The organism is Achromobacter animicus (genome assembly GCF_902859585.1).
Taxonomy (GTDB): Bacteria; Pseudomonadota; Gammaproteobacteria; order Burkholderiales; family Burkholderiaceae_B; genus Achromobacter; species Achromobacter animicus.
The window spans coordinates 231,249-250,406 of sequence record NZ_CADIJM010000001.1; the positions used below are offsets into that span (position 1 = coordinate 231,249).

Consider the following 19,158-nt stretch of genomic DNA (forward strand, 5'->3'; position numbering starts at 1 on the left):
ATCTCAGCCTTTCGGCCGCGACACCGGCATCACCCGCATGACCGGCGCGGCCTGCTTGGCCGCCGCATCCGCGCGCGGCCGGATCATCATTGGGAAGAACCGCCACAGGTACAGTCCCAGCGCCAGCGCCCACGCGGTGGCGGACGCATGCAGCAGTCCCAGTGTTGCGGCGGTGGGCAACAGCGCCGCCAGCCGCAGCAATGCCGCCAGGATCATCAGCGCGTAGCTCACGACCATGCTGCGGTCCGTGTGCAGCGGCCGGCCCAGGTGGCCCAGCGCGGTGCGCGTCACCATGCCCAGGATCAGCACGGAAAACCCTGCCACGCCAATCACGTGCGCCGGCCACGCCTGCCGGACGACGAAGCCCGCCAATTGCGCCGCGCCGACCAGCAGCCCGATGCCCAGGCCCAGATACCCGGCATAGAGAATCCACAGAAGCGGTACGCGCCGCACGGCCCACGGCTTCCAGGACACCCACTGCACCAGCGCGATCACGCCGCTGGCCGCCAACGCCGCCGCGGCTACTTGCTGCACCCCGCCCAGCAGGCAGGCGATGGCAATGACGCCGAACCCGAGCTGCCAATGGCCGCTCTTGGTATGGGGAGGGATGTCCAGGCCCGCGACGGCGCGCTTGGCGAAGAAGGGCATGACCCGCCGGGCGATCAGCAGAGTCAGCACGGCCATCGACAGCAGGCCGGCATTGAAAAAGCGCATCAACGTGACGTAATCGCCCTGTACCGTCGCCCACAGATACAGCCCGTTGGTCGCGCCGAGCGCCAGCAGCAGCAAGGGAACGCCATAGTTGCGCTGGTTGCGTGTCACCGCGACGGCGCGTCCCAGCGCCCCGGCCGCCCACAGAAAGAAGAGCAGATCGGCAGCCGCCGCAATGGCGAATGCCGGGCGGCCCGGCGCCAGATAGCCCACCCGCGCTACGATCCATAACCCGCACAGGGCCGCCAGCGGGTTGCCGCGCAGCGGATTCTTGCCCGTCCAGTTGGCGCCCGCCGTCAGCAGAAACCCCGCAGCAATGGTGGCGACAAAGCCCCACAGCATTTCATGCGCGTGCCAGAACATGCCGTTCAGCACGCCGGTCAGGCGCGCCGGCGCATGCACCCACAGCAGCACGGAGAACAGGGCCCAAAAGCAGCCCGCCAGGTACAGCGGGCGAAATCCCATTTCGGTGAAAGCGCGCCATTCGGGCGGTGCGGGGCGCGGCTTCTTTGCGGGTTCTTCAATGGAAAGCAGGGTGCTCATGATGTAGCCAGTGCGCGCAGGGTGCGCCGCGTTGCGGGTTTGAACGTGTATTTGAAATACATATTACTGCTGGCGGCATCCGGGCGCGACTTGCCTGCTTGATCCAGCGCAAGGCTGTCCGGAACACCCGCATGACTAGGCACTTCGGAAATGGCCCTTTGGTCGGCTGGGGAATGGTGAGGGAAGGGTGGCCTCCTTAGGCTACCCACATACGCATTTGTCAGCAAAAAGCGAGACCAACCATGGCAGCACATCAATCCTCGGCCGGCGCGCCGATGCGGGTCCTGATATCCAGTACGTTTGCCTTCACCATCTGTTTCGCGGTGTGGATGATCTTCGCCGTGCTGGGCATTCCCATAAAAACCCAGCTCGGCCTGTCTGAAACGCAATTCGGCCTGCTGGCCGCCATGCCGGTCCTGACCGGTTCCCTCGTGCGCGTGCCGCTGGGCATCTGGACCGACCGCTACGGCGGCCGCCCCGTGTTCTTCGTGCTGATGTTGCTGGCAGTGGTGCCGATCTGGCTGCTGTCGTACGCCACGGAATACTGGCAGTTCCTGGTGCTGGCGCTGTTCGTCGGCCTGACCGGCGGCTCGTTCTCGGTGGGTACGCCCTACGTGGCGCGCTGGTTCCCGCGCAACAAGCAGGGCCTGGCCATGGGCGTCTTTGGCGCCGGCAACTCGGGTTCGGCCATCACCAAGTTCGTGGCGCCCGCACTGATCGCCGCGGCCGCCGGATCCTGGGTCATCGTGCCGCAGGTGTACGCCGTGGCGCTGCTGGTCACCGCAATCCTGTTCTGGATGTTCTCGTCGTCCGATCCCTCGCACCGCGTTGCGGGCGGCGCATCCTTGTCGGCCCAGTTCGCCATGCTGAAGGACCCGCGCGTCTGGCGCTATTGCCAGTACTACTCGGTCGTGTTCGGCGGCTACGTTGCCCTGGCGCTGTGGATGACCAAGTACTACATCGGCGAATACGGCTTCGACATGAAGCTGGCCGCGCTGTTGGCCGCATGTTTCTCGCTGCCCGGCGGCGTGCTGCGCGCGGTGGGCGGCTGGATCTCCGACCGCTACGGCGCCTACAAGACCACGTGGTGGGTGATGTGGGTGTGCTGGGTCGCGTTCTTCCTGCTGAGCTATCCGCAAACCGAATTCACCGTCATGACGGCCGGCGGCCCGCGTTCCTTCGGCATCGCGCTCGGTCCGGTCACCTTCACCATCCTGCTGTTCATCGTCGGCATCGCCATGGCGATCGGCAAGGCCTCCGTCTTCAAGTTCATTTCTGACGAGTTCAGCGACAACATCGGCGCCGTGTCCGGCATCGTCGGGCTGGCTGGCGGCCTGGGCGGCTTCATTCTTCCCATCATGTTCGGCGTCCTGCTCGACCTGACCGGCATCCGCTCCAGCGCCTTCATGCTGCTGTACGGCACGGTCTGCGTCTCGCTCATCTTCATGCACTTCAGTTTCCGGCCCGAAAGCGCGGCCATCGCGCGGCAGCAAGCCGCCTGACCCACCCACCATCCTGAGAGAACCTCATGTCCACTCAAGTCCTTGCGCGCTGGGAGCCGGATAACCCCGGCTTCTGGAAACAGACCGGCGCGCGCGTCGCCAACCGTAATCTGTGGATCTCGATCCCGGCGCTGATGCTGGCGTTCAGCATCTGGATGCTGTGGAGCGTGGTCGTGGTCAACCTGGACCGCGCCGGCTTCATGCTGTCCAAGAACCAGCTGTTCTGGCTGACGGCGCTGCCCGCGCTGTCCGGCGCCACGCTGCGCATCTTCTACTCGTTCCTCGTGCCCGTCTTCGGCGGGCGCAAGTGGACGGCCATCTCCACCGCCTCGCTGCTGATTCCGGCGCTGGGCATGGGCTTCGCGCTGCGCGACCCCACCACCTCGTTCCCCACGCTCCTGATCCTGGCGCTGCTGTGCGGCCTGGGCGGCGGCAACTTCAGCTCCAGCATGGCCAACATCAGCTTCTTCTTTCCCAAGGAAAAGAAAGGCCTGGCCACGGGCTTGAATGCCGGCATCGGAAACCTGGGCGTGTCGCTGGTGCAGTTCGTGGTGCCGGTTGTCATCACGATGGGCGTGTTTGGCGTCGCCGGCGGCGAACCCCAGGTCATCAACGCCAATGGCACGCAGCAGAACCTGTGGCTGCAGAACGCGGGCTTCATCTGGGTGATCCCCATCGCGCTGGCGTCCATCGCCGCGTGGTTCGGCATGAACGACATCGCCGATGCGCGCGCCTCGTTCGCCGACCAGGCCGTCATCTTCAAGCGCAAGCACAACTGGCTGATGTGCTGGCTGTACGTGGGCACGTTCGGGTCGTTCATCGGCTTCTCGGCGGGCTTCGCCATGCTGACCAAGACGCTGTTTCCCACGGTCAATCCCATGGCATACGCCTTCCTGGGACCGCTGGTCGGATCGCTGACGCGTCCCGTGGGCGGCTGGATCTCCGACAAGCTGGGCGGCGCCCGGGTCACGCTGTTCACCTTCGCGGCCATGATCGCCGCGGTGGCGGGAGTCATGGTGTTCCTGCCTGGCGAAGGCCGGCTGGGCGACTTCAACGGGTTCCTCGCCATGTTCATCGTGCTGTTTGCGCTGACCGGCCTGGGCAACGGCTCGACGTTCCGCATGATCCCCGTGATCTTCCTGCGTGAGCGCACGCAGGCCGCGCAGGGCAAGGGCCCGGCCGCGCAAAAACAGGCGATGACGGAAGCAGCCAAGGAATCGGCCGCCGTGCTGGGCTTTTCCGGCGCCATCGGGGCCTACGGCGGCTTTTTCATCCCGCGCAGCTTCGGCACGTCGCTCGACATGACGGGCAGCGTACAGACCGCGCTGGTTTGCTTCATCGCCTTCTACGCCACCTGCATGCTGATCACCTGGTGGTTCTACGCGCGCCGCAATGCCCCCGTGCCGTGCTGATCTGCCCGATACGCCGGCCGGTCCGCGCGTTGCGCGCGGTGCGGCCGGCGGCGCGCGACTAGTTCGGTCTACGCGGATAACTAGTCACTCTGCCGAACCCGGGTTGTGCCACCGGCGAATGGTCCGCCAGACAGCCCAGTCCTAAAGTTGCTTCAACAGCATTGATCGCAGTACGCGCCGGCCAGGCCGGCGTTCTTGGAGAAACACAATGAGTCATTTTCTGGACCGGTTGAAGTTCATGTCGCGGGTGAAGTCCACCTTCGCGAACGGTCACGGCGAAACCGTCAACGAGGACCGCAAGTGGGAAAACGCGTACCGCGCCCGCTGGCAGCACGACAAGGTGGTGCGTTCCACCCACGGCGTGAACTGCACCGGCTCCTGCTCCTGGAAGGTCTATGTCAAGAACGGCCTGATCACCTGGGAAACCCAGCAGACCGACTACCCCCGCACCCGTCCCGATCTGCCCAACCATGAGCCGCGTGGCTGTCCGCGCGGCGCCTCGTACAGCTGGTATGTGTACTCGGCGCAACGCGTGAAGTACCCCATGATCCGCGGCCGCCTCATCGAGATGTGGCGCGAAGCCCGCAAGACCATGGATCCCATCGCCGCCTGGGAATGGATCAGCCAGGATCCCAAGCGCGCCAAGCGCTACAAGTCGGTGCGCGGCCTGGGCGGCTTTGTCCGCGCCGATTGGGACACCGCCACCGAAATCATTGCTGCCGCCAACGCGCTCACCATCAAGAAGTACGGTCCCGACCGCGTGATCGGCTTCTCGCCGATTCCCGCGATGTCGATGGTCAGCTACGCCGCCGGCGCCCGCTACCTGAGCCTGCTGGGCGGCGCCTGCCTCAGCTTCTACGACTGGTACTGCGATCTTCCCCCCGCCAGCCCCCAGATCTGGGGCGAACAAACTGACGTGCCCGAATCGGCCGACTGGTACAACTCCACCTACCTGATGGTCTGGGGCTCGAACGTCCCGCAGACCCGCACCCCCGACGCGCACTTCTACACCGAAGTCCGCTACAAGGGCACCAAGACCGTGGCCGTGTCCAGCGACTTCGGCGAAATGGTCAAGTTCGGCGACATCTGGCTGGCGCCCAAGCAGGGCACCGACGCCGCGCTCGCCATGGCCATGGGCCACGTCATCCTCAAGGAATTCCACCTCTCGGGCAAGTCGGCCTACTTCACGGACTACGTGCGCCGCTACACCGACATGCCGATGCTGGTGCAGCTCAAGGAACGCGACGGCTTCTACGCCCCTGACCACTTCCTGCGCGCCTCGCAACTCGACAACGCGCTCGGCGAACAGAACAACCCCGACTGGAAGACGCTGGTCCTGGACGAGTCCACCGGCGATCTGGTCGCGCCCAACGGCAGCATCGGTTTCCGCTGGGGCGAGGGCGCCGTCAACGACGGTGAAAAGGTTGGCCGCTGGAACCTCGAATCCAAGGACGGCGGTTCGGGCCGCGAAATCGTCCCGACGCTGACCCTCCTGGGCCAGTCGGACGACGTGGTCGGCGTGGGCTTCCCGTACTTCGGCAGCGAACACGACGAACTTCTCGTGCGCAACGTGCCCGCCCGCCGCATCCGCCTGGCCGACGGCACCGAGGCGCTGGTCGCCACGGTGTATGACCTGCAAATGGCCAACTACGGCCTCGATCGCGGCCTGGGCGGCGGCAACGTCGCAACTTCGTACGACGACGACGTTCCCTACACCCCCGCCTGGCAGGAAAAACACACCAGCGTGCCGCGCGCGCAGGTCATCCAGGTGGCGCGCGAATTCGCCCAGAACGCGCACGACACCGAAGGCAAGTCCATGGTCATCGTCGGCGCCGGCCTGAACCACTGGTACCACATGGACATGATCTACCGCGGCATCATCAACATGCTGATGATGTGCGGTTGCGTCGGCAAGAGCGGCGGCGGCTGGGCGCACTATGTGGGCCAGGAAAAGCTGCGTCCGCAGTTCGGCTGGGCGCCCTTGGCGTTCGCCGCGGACTGGGTCCGCCCGCCGCGCCAGATGAACGGCACCTCGTTCTTCTACGCCCACACCAGCCAATGGCGCCACGAAAAGCTGAACGTGCAGGAAGTGCTCGGCCCCACCGCCGACCGCGCCAAGTACGGCGAACTCAGCATGATCGACCTGAACGCCCGCGCCGAGCGCATGGGCTGGCTGCCGTCGGCCCCGCAGCTGCGCACCAATCCGCTGGACGTGGTGGCGCAGGCCGACAGCCTGGGCAAGGATCCCATCGCCCACGCGGTCGAACAGATGAAGTCGGGCGACCTTCGCATGTCCTGCGAAAACCCGGACGATCCCGCCAACTTCCCGCGCAACATGTTCGTGTGGCGCTCCAACATCCTCGGCTCCAGCGGCAAGGGCCACGAGTATTTCCTGAAGTACCTGCTGGGCACGCAGAACGCGGTGTTCGGCGATGAAGGCGATGCCATCAAGCCCACCGAAGTCACCTACGAGGACGACGCGGCCGAAGGCAAGCTGGACCTGCTGACGGTGCTGGACTTCCGCATGAGCACCACGTGCCTGTACGGCGACATCGTGCTGCCCACGGCCACCTGGTACGAAAAGGACGACCTCAACACGTCCGACATGCACCCCTTCATCCACCCGCTCAGCGAAGCCGTGCAGCCGCTCTGGGAAAGCAAGACCGACTGGGAAATCTACAAGCTGCTCGCCAAGAAGTTCACCGACATCGGCGGTCCGTACCTCGGCAAGCGCCGCGATCTGGTGCTGACCCCGCTGATGCACGACACCCCGGGAGAACTCGGCCAGGCCTTCGAACCCAAGGACTGGAAGCTGGGCGAATGCGACCTGATCCCCGGCAAGACCGCGCCGTCCATGACGGTGGTTGAACGCGATTACAACGACATCTACCGCAAGTTCACGTCGGTGGGTCCGTTGCTGGACAAGCTGGGCAACGGCGGCAAGGGCATCAACTGGAACACGCAGCACGAGGTCCACGAGCTGGCCGGCATCAACGACAGCGTCACCGAAGCCGGCGTCAGCCAGGGCCGTCCGCGTCTGGACACGGCCATCGACGCCGCTGAAATGATCCTGACCTTCGCACCGGAAACCAACGGCCACGTGTCGGTCAAGGCGTGGGAAGCGCTGGGCAAGATCACCGGACGCGACCACACGCACCTTGCCGTCGGCCGCGAGCACGACAAGATCCGCTTCCGCGACATCCAGGCGCAGCCGCGCAAGATCATTTCGGCGCCCACCTGGTCTGGCCTGGAAAGCGAAGAGGTCAGCTACAACGCCGGCTATACCAACGTCCATGAACTGATCCCATGGCGCACCCTGACGGGCCGCCAGCAGTTCTACCAGGATCACCGCTGGATGCTGGACTTTGGCGAAGGCTCGTGCGTGTACAAGCCCGCCATCGACACCAAGACGGTTGCGCCCATGCTGGGCAAGTACCCCAACGGCGAAAAGGAACTGGTCCTGAACTGGATTACGCCGCACCAGAAGTGGGGCATCCACAGCACGTATTCGGACAACCTGCGCATGCTGACCCTGAGCCGCGGTGGCCCCCACGTGTGGGTGTCCGAAGCCGAGGCCAAGCAGGCCGGTCTGGTCGACAACGACTGGGTCGAAGTGTTCAACGTCAACGGCACGCTGACCGCCCGGGTGGTCGTGAGCCAGCGCGTGCCGGTCGGCATGTGCCTGATGTACCACGCCCAGGAAAAGATCGTGAACGTGCCGGGCGCTGAAACCAGCGGCAAGCGCGGCGGCATCCACAACTCGGTCACGCGCACGGTGCTCAAGCCCACGCACATGATCGGCGGCTACGCCCAGCAGGCCTACGGTTTCAACTACTACGGCACCGTGGGCGCCAACCGCGACGAATTCGTGGTCGTGCGCAAGATGAAGAAGGTGGACTGGCTGGAAGGCCCGCTCGTCGAAGAACTGCAACAAGAAGAGAAGCAATCATGAGGATACGCGCCCAAATCGGCATGGTGCTGAACCTGGACAAGTGCATTGGCTGCCACACTTGCTCGGTCACCTGCAAGAACGTCTGGACCAGCCGCGACGGTGTCGAGTATGCCTGGTTCAACAACGTGGAAACCAAGCCCGGCATTGGCTATCCGAAGGAATGGGAAAACCAGGAAAAGTGGAAGGGCGGCTGGAGCCGCACGGCCGCCGGCAAGCTGGAACCGCGTCAAGGCGGCAAGCTGCGCATCCTGGCCAACCTGTTCGCCAACCCGAACCTGCCCGCCATCGACGACTACTACGAGCCGTTCACCTACGACTACGAGCATCTGAAGAACGCGCCGCTGTCGCAGACGCCGCCCACCGCGCGTCCGGTGTCGGTGCTGACGGGCAAGAAGATGGACAAGATCCATTGGGGCCCCAACTGGGAAGACGACCTGGGCGGCGAATTCAGCTCGCGCAGCCGCGACGCCCTGTTTGAAGGCGTGCAGAAGGAGATGTACTCGACCTTCGAGAACACCTTCATGATGTACCTGCCGCGCCTGTGCGAACACTGCCTGAACCCGGCCTGTGTCGCCAGCTGCCCGTCCGGCTCCATCTACAAGCGTGAAGACGACGGCATCGTCCTGGTCGACCAGGACAAGTGCCGCGGCTGGCGCATGTGCATCTCGGGCTGCCCGTACAAGAAGATCTACTACAACTGGAACAGCGGCAAGGCCGAGAAGTGCACGTTCTGCTACCCGCGCATCGAGGCCGGCCAGCCGACCGTGTGCTCGGAAACCTGCGTGGGCCGCATCCGCTACCTGGGCGTGCTGCTGTACGACGCCGACCAGATCGAGAACGCCGCATCCACCGCGAACGAGCAAGACCTCTACCAGTCGCAGCTCGACCTGTTCCTGGACCCGCACTCGCCCGAGGTGATCGCCGCGGCCCGCGAGCAGGGCATCCCGGAATCGTGGCTGGAAGCTGCGCGCAATTCGCCCGTCTACAAGATGGCCGTCGAATGGAAGGTCGCTTTCCCGCTGCACCCGGAATACCGCACGCTGCCCATGGTCTGGTACATCCCGCCGCTGTCGCCCATCCAGACGGCGGCTGAATCGGGCAAGATGCCCCAGCGCACCGTCGGCAAGAGCGGCATGATCCCCGATGTGTCCACGCTGCGCATCCCCGTGCGCTACCTGGCCAACCTGCTGACCGCCGGCAAGGAAGCGCCGGTGCTGCAAGCGCTGGAACGCATGCTGGCCATGCGCGCATTCAAGCGGTCCGAGACCGTTCACGGCGAACGCGACACGGCCCTGCTGGACCAGGTAGGCCTGACCGAGGAAACGGTGCAGGACATGTACCGCATCATGGCCATCGCCAACTACGAAGACCGCTTCGTCGTGCCCAGCAGCCACAAGGAAGTGGTCGAGGACAGCTTCAACGAGAAGGGAAGCTGCGGCTTCACGTTTGGCAACGGCTGCTCGGGCGGCGTGTCGGAAGGCACTCTGTTCGGTCGCAAGCCCCAGGGCAGCGAAATCTTCATCGAGATGCCCAAGTCGCGCAAGAAGGCCGTTTCGGCTTAAGCAAAGGAAAACATCATGAGCCTGTACCGACTGCTTTCCGCCATGCTGTGCTACCCCGAGCCGGAGCTGCTGGACTACCTGGGCGAACTGGAAGAGGCCCTCGCGGCCTATCCGGACGCCGAAGAGACCCTCCAGCCCCTGGTGAGCTACCTGGCCTCGAACGACCTGATTCCCCTGCAAGAGAACTACGTCGCCACCTTTGACCGCAACCGCTCGCATTCCCTGCACCTGTTCGAACACGTGCACGGTGAAAGCCGCGACCGCGGCCAAGCCATGGTGGACTTGCTGGAGACCTACCGCCAGCACGGTTTCGAACCCGTCGTGTCCGAACTGCCGGATCACGTGCCGCTTTTCCTGGAATTCCTGGGCGTCATTGACCCCGACACAGCCCAGGAACTGCTGGACGAAGCCATCCACGTGCTGGCCGCCATCGGGGCGCGCCTGGCCAAGAGCGAAAGCTCCTATGCCTGCATCTTTGCCGTGCTGCGCGCCCAGTCCCGCGTGATTCCGCGCGTGCAGACCGAGGCGCCCGTGCGCGACATGGACGAGGCGATGGAGGCTTTCGGGGCCGGCCCGGACGGCGTGGAACCGCTGCTACGGCCGTTCTCGGGAGGCGGCGCACAGCCCGTGCACTTCCATCCCCGTTCCGCCGCGACTCATTAATGCTCAGGACGACGCATCATGAACTCCCTGAATCAGTTTCTTTTCGGCATCTATCCGTACATCGCGCTGACCATCTTCCTGCTCGGCAGCCTGGCGCGCTTTGAACGCGAGCAATACACCTGGAAGTCCGACAGCTCGCAACTGCTGCACCGCGGCCAGCTGCGGCTGGGCAACATCCTCTTTCACATCGGCATCATCGGCCTGTTCTTCGGGCATCTGGCCGGCCTGCTGACTCCGGTCGTCGTGTGGGACACGCTGGGCGTCTCGCACTCGCTCAAGCAGATGGTCGCCATGGTGGCCGGCGGCGTGATGGGCGGGCTGTGCCTGATCGGCCTCCTGATCCTGATCCACCGCCGCCTGACCGATCCGCGCATTGCACACGCCACCCGGCCGGGCGACAAGATCCTGCTGCTCTGGATCCTGGTGACCCTGCTGCTGGGCCTGTCCACGATCGTGCTGTCGGCCGGCCACATGGACGGCGAAATGATGGTGCACCTGATGACCTGGGCGCAGCACATCGTCACGTTCCAGGGCGACGCCGCCAGCTACATCGCCGGCGTGCCGCTGCTCTTCAAGGCGCACCTGTTCATGGGTCTCACGCTGTTCGTGATCTTCCCGTTCACCCGCCTGGTGCACGTCTGGAGCGGCTTTGCGTCGATCGGCTACCTGGGCCGCGCCTGGCAACTCGTCCGTCCGCGCTGATCCACTGTCTTAGGAGCCGAACATGCCTGTCATCGTCAATGGCGTCGAACTGAACGACGCGGATCTGGAACGTGAACTTCCCTTGCACGCCGAGGCCGGCAATCCCATGCGCGAGGCCGTCACGGCCCTGGTGCTGCGGCGCGTGCTGCTGGACGAGGCCGGCCGGCAAGGTCTGGACTTGTCCGACGAGGAAAGCGCGATCGGCGCGCTGCTCGCCAGCCAGGCGCCGGCGCCCGAAGCCGACGACCAGGCGTGCCGGCGCTTTTATCAGATGCACCCCGAGCGCTTCATGGTGGGTGAACTGGTCGAGGCGGACCACATCCTGTTCCAGGTCACGCCCGACGTGAACCTGGACATGTTGAAGGCGCATGCCAACGTGGTGCTGACCGAGCTGCTGGCCGATCCCTCCCGGTTCGCGGAGGTTGCCCGCGAGCAGTCCAATTGCCCGTCCGCTGCGGTGGGCGGCAACCTGGGTCAACTCGGCCGCGGCGACACCGTGCCCGAGTTCGAACGCGCGGTGTTTGCGTTGCCCTCGGGCGGGCTGCTGCCGCAGTTGCTGCAAACGCGGCATGGCCTGCACATCGTGCGCGTCACGCGCCGCGTTGAAGGCCGCCTCTTGCCTTACGAGCACGTCGCAAAGCAGATTGCGACGGCGCTCACCACCATGAGCCGCGACACCGCCTGGCGGCAATACACCAAGCTGCTGGTCGGGCGCGCCAAGATCTCCGGCATTGACCTGGACGACGGCGAACCCGAACGGGTCTTTGCCGGGAGCGCCGCATGATGGACGAGCCAGCCCCTGCCGTATTAGCGGACGGCTTCGGCCGCCGCATCGACTACCTGCGCGTCTCCGTCACCGATCGCTGCGATCTGCGTTGCAGCTATTGCCTGCCCAAGGACTTCAAGGGCTTCGAGACGCCGGCCAACTGGATGTCCCACGACGAAATGGCGCGGCTGGTCGGGTTGTTCGTGGGCCTGGGCGTGGCCAAGGTCAGACTCACCGGCGGCGAACCGCTGCTGCGCAAGGGCGTGGCCGGGCTGGCCGCCACCATCGCCGCCATGCCCGGACTGCGCGACCTGTCCGTGTCCACCAACGCCACCCAGCTTGTGCGCCATGCCCAGTCGCTGCGCGCAGCCGGCGTGAGCCGCCTGAACATCAGCCTGGATACATTGGACGCCGCGGCGTTCTCGCAGATCACCGGGCGCGACTGTCTGGATTCCGTGCTGGCCGGGCTGGCGGCGGCGCGGCAAGCCGGCTTTTCGCCGATCAAGCTCAACAGCGTGGTGCATGCGGCCACGCCGGAATCCGAAGTCCGCCGCCTGCTGTCGTATGCCGTGGAGCAGGGCTTCGTGCTGCGGCTGATCGAACCCATGCCCATGGGCGAATGCGGTCGCGGCTATACGCATACCGACCTGAACGCGATGGGCGCCCGTCTTGCGGCCGATGCTGGCCTGGTGCCGTCGTTGTCCGAATCCCGCAACGGCCCGGCGCGCTACTGGACAAGCGGGCAGGGCGCGCCGGTGCTGGGCGTCATCACACCCATGTCGCGCCATTTCTGCGCCACCTGCAACCGCGTGCGGCTGGGCGTGGATGGCACCTTGTATCTGTGCCTGGGCCAGGAAGACCAGGTGCCGCTCGGACATCTGCTGCGCGCGGGCGCCAGCGACGCCGAGCTTATCCAGGCCATCCGGGTAGGCATCGCGGCCAAGCCGGAACGCCATGACTTCAACGCCCGGCCCGAACGCATCGTGCGCTTCATGGCGCAAACGGGAGGCTGATATGCAAGATCTTGAACGACTCGTCGGCGGCTTCCAGCGCTTTCAGCAGCAATACTACGAAGACGCACCAATGCTGTACCGCAATCTGCGCGACGGTCAGCATCCCAGCACGCTATTGATCGGCTGTTGCGATTCCCGGGTGGATCCAGCCATGCTGCTGGGGTGTGATCCCGGCGACATCTTCACCGTGCGCAATGTGGCGAATCTGGTGCCGCCGTGCAGCAAGGACCGCGGCCTGCAGGGCGTCCTGGCGGCCATCCAGTTTGCGGTCGAGCAATTGCAGGTCAGCCGCATCATCGTGCTGGGCCATGCGCAATGCGGCGGCATCCGCGCCCTGATGGAACGGCGCATCCGCCGCGACGGTGAAACCGACTATCTGGGACGCTGGATGGACATCGCAGAACCGGCGCGCGAGCAGGTGCTGCGGCAGATGCCGGATGCCTCGAAAGAAGAGCGCCGGCGCGCCTGCGAACAGGCTTCGATCCTGATTTCCCTTCGCAATCTTGAAGACCTGCCTTTCGTGCGGCGGGCGGTCGACGCGGGCAGCCTGTCACTGCATGGCTGGTACTTCGACCTGGTGGCGGGCGCTTTGCTGGCATACTCCCCGCGGGCAGACACGTTTTTGCCCATCGTGTGCCCCTTGCTGACGGAACCTGCCCTCGTATGACTCCTGTATTCGGTATCGCCGGCCGCTCCGGCAGCGGCAAAACCACCCTGATCGAAGCGATGCTGCCGCTGCTTGGCGCCCGCGGCCTGCGCGTGAACGTCATCAAGCACAGCCATCACGACTTCCAGATGGAGCCGCCGGGCAAGGACAGCGCGCGATTCCGCACTGCCGGCGCGCAGGAGGTCATGATCGCCTCGCCGTACCGGTATGCCATCGTGCACGAGCTGCACGACGCGCCGGAACCCACCCTGGAGGCGCAACTGGCGCGCCTGTCGCCCGCCGATCTGGTGTTGGTCGAAGGCTTCAAGCAGGCCGCGATCCCGCGCATCGAGGTCTATCGCCCGGCGTTGGGCAAACCGCCCCTGCACACGGAAGACCCTGCATTTCTGGCGGTCGTGACCGACGCGCCGTTGGACATCGACTTGCCCTGCCTGCCGCTGAACGATCCTGCCCAGGTGGCGGATTTTCTGTGCCGCACGCTTGGACTGCGTTGATCGCGTGAGTGACGCAATGGGCACGCGTGCGCCGGATTGCTGGCGGGAAGCGACTACACTGACACCCGAACTGCGCTTCCAGCCCTGACATTCATGAAGTCCACCGATACCGCCGCCCAACCCGACGCGCTGCCTTCGCCCCGGCACCGCCTGTCCACGCGCATCGTAGCAAGTTCACTGCTGGCGCTGATCGTCGTGCTGTCCATGGTCAGCTGGACGCTGTGGCTGTCCTGGCAACTGGAAGGCGCGGGCGCGGCCATCAACGATACCGGCAGCCTGCGCATGCGGGCCAACCGCGTCGCCGTCGAGCTGATGCGGCAGCAAGCCGGGCGCGAAGTGCGCACCACAGAACAGATCGCGATTCTGGACGAGACCATCGCGCGGCTGGCGCGGGGCAATCCCGCGCGGCCGCTTTTCATTCCCAACGACAACGCCATCCGCGCCCAGTGGCACGACGTGGCTGCATACTGGCGCGACATCATGAAGCCGGCGGCCCTGCGTTCCATCGGCCAGCCGGATGCGTCAAGCTACCTGGAAACGCTGCCCGAGTTCGTGGCCCGCGCCGATACGCTGGTGCGCATGATCGAACAGGACAACGCCGGCAAGACCACGTCGCTGCGCCTGTCGCAGGGCGTGCTGGCGGCAATTGCCAGCGCGGGCACGCTTGCCATGATCTACCTGCTGTATCTGTGGATCATTTCACCCGTGTTGCGCCTGCGCGACGGCCTGCAGCGCATGGCCGACCGCGAATTCAGCACCCGCCTCCCGGTGGAAAGCCAGGACGAGTTCGGCGTACTGGCGCGCGGCTACAACCGCATGGCAGACGAACTTCAAGACCTGTACACCAGCCTGGAACAGCGGGTGGAACAGAAGACGGCGCAGCTTGCCGCGCAGAACCGCGACATCGGTGCGCTCTACGACATGGCCGCGTTCCTGAACCAGCCCAATGAAATCGAGGCCATGTGCGATGGCTTTCTGCGCCGCGTCATGCTGCAGTTCGATGCGGAAGCGGGCAGCATCCGCGCACTGGACCCCAACAACGAAAAGCTCAACCTCGTGGTGTCGGTGGGCCTGTCCGACGATCTGGTCGAATCCGAACACTGCATGAAGGTCGACGACTGCTATTGCGGCGTCGCCACCCGCCAGGCTGGCGTCATCGTCATCCAGGACTTCCGCCAGTCGCCGCCCGACATGGATCTGAACTGTCAGCGCGACGGCTTTGCCAGCGTGGCGGTGTTCCGAATCGTGACGCGCGACGAAGTCCTGGGGTCGTATTCGCTGCATTTCCGCACGCAGCGCCGCCTGCTGGCGTCGGAGTCGCAGCTGCTGGAAACGCTGGGGCAGCACCTGGGAGTGGCGCTGGACAACCGGCGCCTCAGCGCGCAGGCGCGCCAATTGGCCGTGGTGCAAGAGCGCGGGCTGGTGGCGCAGGGCCTGCATGACAGCCTGGCGCAAGGGCTGAACTTCCTGAACCTGCAATTGCAGATGCTCGATGCCGCCATCAAGCGCGGCGACGAAGAAGAAGTCAGCGAAATCCTGCCGCTGCTGCGCACCGGCGTAGACGAAAGCTATCAGGACGTGCGCGAACTCCTGACCAACTTCCGCAGCAAGCTGTCGCAGGGCGACCTGCAGGCGGCCATTGAAGACACGGTGGCGCGTTTCCGCCGCCAGACCGCCATCGACACGGATCTGACATTCAGCCAAGGCGAAGGCGCGCCGCTGCAGCCCGAGCAGCAACTGCAGGTGCTGTTCATCCTGCAGGAAGCGCTGTCCAACGTGCGCAAGCATTCCGAGGCCAGCCGTGTGCGCATCGCCGTGGAAAACGGCCGGGATTTCACTCTGCTGATTGCCGACGACGGGCAGGGGTATGATCCCGCCGACGTCGCCGAGCGCGGCGAATCCCACGTTGGCCTGCACATCATGCGCGAGCGCGCCGCTCGTATGCGCGCCGTGATAAAACTCGAATCGCAGCCCGGCGCCGGCACGCGCGTGGCGCTCACCTTGCCTGGCGCCGAGCGCCAGGCCGCCTGACATCCTTGCCCATCATGACCATCCGCATCCTGCTCATCGACGACCACACCCTGTTCCGCTCCGGTGTCCGCCTGCTGCTGCAGCGCCAGCCCGACTTCGAGGTCGTTGCCGAGGCCGGGGACGGCGTCGAGGGCCTGAAGCGCGCCAAGGAACTCAAACCCGACGTCGTGCTGCTGGACCTGAATCTGCCCGGCTTGTCGGGGCTGGAAACGCTGCAGCTCCTGACGCAGGATCTACCCACGTGCGCGGTCATCATTCTGACCGTGTCCGAAGAAGCCGACGAGCTTGGACAGGCGCTGCGCGACGGTGCCCGCGGCTACCTCGTCAAGAACATCGACGCGGACGCCCTGGTGTCCGCCATCCGCCGCGCCGCCAACGGCGAAGCCGTCATTGCGGACAGCATGACGGCCAAGCTGGTCGAGCAGTTCCGGGGACAGGCCAGCCAGACGCCGCCGCCACCCGGCACCGCGGAACGTCACCGCCTTACCGCACGCGAAACGCAGATCGTGCAATGGCTGGCGCGCGGGGCCAGCAACAAGGTCATTGCGCGCGAACTGGATGTCAGCGAAAGCACCGTCAAGATCCATGTGCAGAACGTGCTGAAAAAGCTCAATCTGACCAGCCGCGTGCAGGTTGCGGTGTATGCGGTCGAGCGCGGCCTGTACACCGAGGAATAGTCCTATAAAAGCCGCCGCGCGCGCCGCGCGGTTTGATTTTCGACAAGGCCCGGGGGACGGGCGGCCCATAGACTGGCCGTCATGCAAACTCGAACCTCTCCCATAGAGCTCGTGGCCCCGGCAGGCAGTCTGGCCGCCTTGAAAGCGGCGATTGAAGCGGGCGCCGACACCGTCTATCTCGGGCTCAAGAACGCCACCAACGCCCGCAACTTTGCCGGGCTCAATTTCACCGAAGCCGACATCCGCGCAGGCGTCGAACTGGCACATCGCCACAACCGGCACGTGCTGTTCGCCATCAATACATTTGTGCAGGCCGGCCGCATGGCCGAATGGCAAGCCGCCGTCGATGCCGCCCACGACCTCGGCGCCGACGCCGTCATCATGGCTGATCCGGGCCTCCTGGCCTACGCCAGCGACCGCTATCCGGATCTGCGCCTGCATCTGTCTGTACAGGGCTCGGCCACCCACACCGACGCCATCGAACTCATGAAGGCACAGTTCGGCATCCGCCGCGTGGTATTGCCGCGTGTGCTGACACTGACGGAAATAGCGCGCATCTGCGCCAACGTCAGTGTCGAGGTCGAGGTGTTTGGCTTTGGCAGCCTGTGCGTCATGGCCGAAGGCCGCTGCCTGCTGTCGTCATACGCCACCGGCGACTCTCCCAACAACAAGGGCGTCTGTTCGCCCGCGCACGCGGTGCGCTGGGTCGAAGAAGACGGCCGCATGGATGCGCGCCTGTCCGGCATTCTCATCGACCGCTACGAACCCGGCGAACCGGCCGCGTACCCCACGCTGTGCAAGGGCCGGTTCGAAGTGGACGGCCAAGCCGACCACGCACTGGAAGAACCCACCAGCCTGAACGCCATTGCTCTGTTGCCCAAGCTGGCCGAAATGGGCGTATCCGCCATCAAGATCGAAGGACGCCAGCGCAGCCCGGCGTATGTCACGCAGGTGGTGTCCACGCTGCGCGCCGCGCTGGACAGCGTGCATGCGGACGCGTCGCGCTTTTCTCCGCGCCCCGAATGGAACGCCATGCTGGCGCGCCATGCCGAGGGTTCACAAGTCACACAAGGCGCTTTCGAACGCCCATGGAAATGACCCAAATCCCCTTTCAGATTTCCGTCGGCCCCTTGCTGTACTACTGGCCGCGCCAGCGCACCATGGATTTCTACGCCGCCGTCGCCGAAAGCCCGGCGGACATCGTCTACATCGGCGAAACGGTCTGTAGCCGGCGGCACGAGCTGCGCGCCGACGACTGGCTTGAACTGGCGCGTGATCTGCGCGCGGTGGGCAAGACCGTGGTGCTGTCGGGCCGCACGCTGATCGAGACCGGCGCCGAGGCCAGCGCCTTGAAGAAGCTATGCGAACAGCAGGACTTCATGGTCGAGGCCGGCGAACTGGGCGCAGTGCGCCATCTGAGCGGCCGCGGCTTTGTTGCCGGCCCGCACGTCAATGCCTATCACGGCGGCACGCTGACCTGGCTGGCGAACCGCGGCGCCGTGCGCTTTGTCGCTCCACTTGAAATGGACGGTCCTACGTTGGAACGGCTGCTGTGCGAGCGTCCCGCCGGCATGCAGGCCGAAGTCATGGTGTGGGGAAGAATGGCGCTGGCGTTTTCGGCGCGCTGCTTCACGGCGCGGCACTTCCGCCTGAAAAAGGACGACTGCGGCTTCCGCTGTATCGAGCACCCTGATGGCCTGGACATGCGCACCCGCGAATCGCGCGAATTTCTTGGGATCAATGGCATCCAGGTGCAATCGGCCGCATGCCTGGACCTGTTGGCCGAAGCGCCGGAATTGGCGGGGATGGGCGTCGACGTCCTGCGTGTCAGCCCGCAATCGGCGGGCACACTCGAAGCGATCGCCGCGCTTGACGCCACGCGCCGCGGCGTCAAGCCCGATGCGGTTTCGCCGCCCGCGGGCATTGGCCGCTGCAATGGTTACTACTACGGGCAGGCCGGTATCGGCCTGCAGGAGGCCACCGCATGAGCTCCGCCCTGACTCTACCGCCCATGCTGGCCAAGCTGGGTAAGCGTGTGCCGGGACCTTTCGTGTCCCTGCATTTTGTCGCGGGACTTGAACTGGCCCGCCGCCTGAAGTGGCTGGAACCGCCCGCCGAACTGAACGGACGCACCTTTGCCATCACCGTCGAAGACCTGGGGCTGCGCAGCAGCTTTGTGGTGCGCGACGGCGCCTTCCGGCCGCTGTGGAACAAGGGGCCGCAAGCCGCCGCCGAACTGGAACTTGGCGCGAAGCTGGCCGATTTTCTGGCGCTCATGCGCGCTGAAACCGATGCCGATACCTTGTTCTTTCAGCGCCGCCTGCGTATCGCTGGCGATACGGAACTGGGATTGATCGTCAAGAACTGGCTTGATGCCGCGCCGCGGCCGGCATGGCTTCAGCGCATTAGCGCGGTGCATGGTGGGATCGGGAGCGGGGCGGGCGGCTGACCTTTCTGCCGAGC

General features: G+C 65.3%; 16 protein-coding genes. 15 read left to right on the top strand and 1 reads right to left on the bottom strand.

Annotated elements, in window-relative coordinates; all coding sequences use genetic code 11:
• Positions 1-3 precede the first annotated feature (3 nt).
• Entirely contained in the window at positions 4-1,254 is a 1,251-nt protein-coding gene (locus tag HV681_RS01015) for an NnrS family protein (RefSeq protein WP_175121294.1), read from the bottom strand.
• 242 nt (positions 1,255-1,496) lie between these two features.
• Between HV681_RS01015 and HV681_RS01020 the strand changes: the two genes are divergently transcribed.
• From HV681_RS01020 to ubiT, 15 genes are all read left to right on the top strand, one after another.
• The gene (locus HV681_RS01020) at positions 1,497-2,756 is read left to right on the top strand and encodes an MFS transporter (RefSeq protein ID WP_239212686.1); all 1,260 of its coding nucleotides are present in this window, start codon (positions 1,497-1,499) and stop codon (positions 2,754-2,756) included.
• 26 nt (positions 2,757-2,782) lie between these two features.
• Complete coding sequence (locus HV681_RS01025; protein WP_175121295.1) at positions 2,783-4,168, top strand: NarK family nitrate/nitrite MFS transporter; 1,386 nt, start codon at positions 2,783-2,785, stop codon at positions 4,166-4,168.
• A gap of 208 nt (positions 4,169-4,376) precedes the next feature.
• Entirely contained in the window at positions 4,377-8,120 is a 3,744-nt protein-coding gene (locus HV681_RS01030; RefSeq protein WP_175121296.1) for a nitrate reductase subunit alpha, read from the top strand.
• The gene (narH, locus tag HV681_RS01035; RefSeq protein ID WP_175121297.1) at positions 8,117-9,682 is read left to right on the top strand and encodes a nitrate reductase subunit beta; all 1,566 of its coding nucleotides are present in this window, start codon (positions 8,117-8,119) and stop codon (positions 9,680-9,682) included. The genes HV681_RS01030 and narH overlap by 4 nt, the downstream gene beginning before the upstream one ends.
• A gap of 15 nt (positions 9,683-9,697) precedes the next feature.
• Positions 9,698-10,345, top strand: a complete 648-nt coding sequence (narJ, locus tag HV681_RS01040) for a nitrate reductase molybdenum cofactor assembly chaperone (RefSeq protein WP_175121298.1) — start codon at positions 9,698-9,700, stop codon at positions 10,343-10,345.
• An 18-nt stretch (positions 10,346-10,363) separates the two neighbouring features.
• Positions 10,364-11,047 (top strand): respiratory nitrate reductase subunit gamma, encoded by a 684-nt coding sequence (gene narI / locus HV681_RS01045; RefSeq protein ID WP_175121299.1) that lies wholly within the window; start codon positions 10,364-10,366, stop codon positions 11,045-11,047.
• Positions 11,048-11,069: 22 nt separating this feature from the next.
• Complete coding sequence (locus tag HV681_RS01050; RefSeq protein ID WP_175121300.1) at positions 11,070-11,831, top strand: peptidylprolyl isomerase; 762 nt, start codon at positions 11,070-11,072, stop codon at positions 11,829-11,831.
• Complete coding sequence (moaA, locus tag HV681_RS01055) at positions 11,828-12,826, top strand: GTP 3',8-cyclase MoaA (protein WP_175121301.1); 999 nt, start codon at positions 11,828-11,830, stop codon at positions 12,824-12,826. The genes HV681_RS01050 and moaA overlap by 4 nt, the downstream gene beginning before the upstream one ends.
• A gap of 1 nt (position 12,827) precedes the next feature.
• Complete coding sequence (locus HV681_RS01060) at positions 12,828-13,493, top strand: carbonic anhydrase (RefSeq protein ID WP_175121302.1); 666 nt, start codon at positions 12,828-12,830, stop codon at positions 13,491-13,493.
• Positions 13,490-13,987, top strand: coding sequence for a molybdopterin-guanine dinucleotide biosynthesis protein B (gene mobB, locus HV681_RS01065; protein ID WP_175121303.1), 498 nt, complete (start codon positions 13,490-13,492; stop codon positions 13,985-13,987). The genes HV681_RS01060 and mobB overlap by 4 nt, the downstream gene beginning before the upstream one ends.
• A 93-nt stretch (positions 13,988-14,080) precedes the next feature.
• Positions 14,081-16,018: a type IV pili methyl-accepting chemotaxis transducer N-terminal domain-containing protein gene (locus tag HV681_RS01070; protein WP_175121304.1), complete on the top strand. Its 1,938-nt coding sequence runs from the start codon at positions 14,081-14,083 to the stop codon at positions 16,016-16,018.
• Positions 16,019-16,032: 14 nt separating this feature from the next.
• Positions 16,033-16,695, top strand: a complete 663-nt coding sequence (locus tag HV681_RS01075) for a response regulator (RefSeq protein ID WP_175121305.1) — start codon at positions 16,033-16,035, stop codon at positions 16,693-16,695.
• A gap of 81 nt (positions 16,696-16,776) precedes the next feature.
• Positions 16,777-17,793 carry a ubiquinone anaerobic biosynthesis protein UbiU gene (gene ubiU / locus HV681_RS01080; protein ID WP_175121306.1) on the top strand — a complete coding sequence of 339 codons (1,017 nt, stop codon included), beginning with the start codon at positions 16,777-16,779 and terminating at the stop codon, positions 17,791-17,793.
• The gene (locus HV681_RS01085) at positions 17,784-18,683 is read left to right on the top strand and encodes a U32 family peptidase (RefSeq protein WP_424918463.1); all 900 of its coding nucleotides are present in this window, start codon (positions 17,784-17,786) and stop codon (positions 18,681-18,683) included. Before ubiU ends, HV681_RS01085 begins: the two co-directional genes overlap by 10 nt.
• On the top strand, positions 18,680-19,144 hold the full coding sequence (gene ubiT / locus HV681_RS01090) for a ubiquinone anaerobic biosynthesis accessory factor UbiT (protein WP_175121307.1): 465 nt from the start codon (positions 18,680-18,682) through the stop codon (positions 19,142-19,144). The genes HV681_RS01085 and ubiT overlap by 4 nt, the downstream gene beginning before the upstream one ends.
• Positions 19,145-19,158: the final 14 nt, after the last annotated feature.

Coding starts and splice junctions, on each gene's coding strand:
- HV681_RS01015 (WP_175121294.1), bottom strand. CDS start 1,254: ATGAGCACCCTGCTTTCCATTGAAGAACCCGCAAAGAAGCCGCGCCCC.
- HV681_RS01020 (WP_239212686.1), top strand. CDS start 1,497: ATGGCAGCACATCAATCCTCGGCCGGCGCGCCGATGCGGGTCCTGATA.
- HV681_RS01025 (WP_175121295.1), top strand. CDS start 2,783: ATGTCCACTCAAGTCCTTGCGCGCTGGGAGCCGGATAACCCCGGCTTC.
- HV681_RS01030 (WP_175121296.1), top strand. CDS start 4,377: ATGAGTCATTTTCTGGACCGGTTGAAGTTCATGTCGCGGGTGAAGTCC.
- narH (WP_175121297.1), top strand. CDS start 8,117: ATGAGGATACGCGCCCAAATCGGCATGGTGCTGAACCTGGACAAGTGC.
- narJ (WP_175121298.1), top strand. CDS start 9,698: ATGAGCCTGTACCGACTGCTTTCCGCCATGCTGTGCTACCCCGAGCCG.
- narI (WP_175121299.1), top strand. CDS start 10,364: ATGAACTCCCTGAATCAGTTTCTTTTCGGCATCTATCCGTACATCGCG.
- HV681_RS01050 (WP_175121300.1), top strand. CDS start 11,070: ATGCCTGTCATCGTCAATGGCGTCGAACTGAACGACGCGGATCTGGAA.
- moaA (WP_175121301.1), top strand. CDS start 11,828: ATGATGGACGAGCCAGCCCCTGCCGTATTAGCGGACGGCTTCGGCCGC.
- HV681_RS01060 (WP_175121302.1), top strand. CDS start 12,828: ATGCAAGATCTTGAACGACTCGTCGGCGGCTTCCAGCGCTTTCAGCAG.
- mobB (WP_175121303.1), top strand. CDS start 13,490: ATGACTCCTGTATTCGGTATCGCCGGCCGCTCCGGCAGCGGCAAAACC.
- HV681_RS01070 (WP_175121304.1), top strand. CDS start 14,081: ATGAAGTCCACCGATACCGCCGCCCAACCCGACGCGCTGCCTTCGCCC.
- HV681_RS01075 (WP_175121305.1), top strand. CDS start 16,033: ATGACCATCCGCATCCTGCTCATCGACGACCACACCCTGTTCCGCTCC.
- ubiU (WP_175121306.1), top strand. CDS start 16,777: ATGCAAACTCGAACCTCTCCCATAGAGCTCGTGGCCCCGGCAGGCAGT.
- HV681_RS01085 (WP_424918463.1), top strand. CDS start 17,784: ATGGAAATGACCCAAATCCCCTTTCAGATTTCCGTCGGCCCCTTGCTG.
- ubiT (WP_175121307.1), top strand. CDS start 18,680: ATGAGCTCCGCCCTGACTCTACCGCCCATGCTGGCCAAGCTGGGTAAG.